This is a genomic window from Rhodosalinus sp. FB01 (genome assembly GCF_041365715.1).
GTDB lineage: Bacteria > Pseudomonadota > Alphaproteobacteria > Rhodobacterales > Rhodobacteraceae > Rhodosalinus.
Genome location: NZ_JBGFSH010000073.1, coordinates 1 through 437, shown reverse-complemented (window position 1 = coordinate 437; position 437 = coordinate 1). Strand labels below are relative to the sequence as shown.

The window sequence follows — 437 nt, the reverse complement described above, 5'->3', positions numbered from 1 at the left end:
GCAATGCCGGGCGAATTGGCCCGGGACATCGCCCGGATCGCGCCGGCTCGATCCCCGGGAGGGTCAGTGGTGGCGCGTGCCGGGCACGCATCCTGCGGGGCGGTCGCAGCGCGAGGCGTGGAGCGCATGCCGCCGCCCAACGCGACGACGCCCGTCAGGGCGGAGGAGCGCGCAGCCGGGCCGAACCGCGAGATCGTCAGGGCCACCGCCGGCCCCATCCCGGGGGCGTGACGCCTTTGCAACGCGGGGTAGCGGAGCCCGCGGACCTGTCGCCGAGCCCGGAGGACCGCGCGCGCCCGTCTCAGCCCGCGGCGCCGCCCCACGCGACGACGCCCGTCAGGGCGGAGGAGCGCCGGCTCAGCGCGCCTCGGTCCCGTCGAGCCGGGCGCGCAGTTCCTCGGCCTCGCGGCGGGCGGCCCGCAGGCCGTCCATCGCCG

The 437-nt window shown here is 78.9% G+C and carries 1 protein-coding gene; it reads right to left on the bottom strand.

Annotated features, from left to right (window positions below):
- Positions 1-206: hypothetical protein (locus AB6A65_RS16635; protein WP_371039496.1), on the bottom strand; the 206-nt coding region annotated here is incomplete at its 3' end.
- Positions 207-437: the final 231 nt, after the last annotated feature.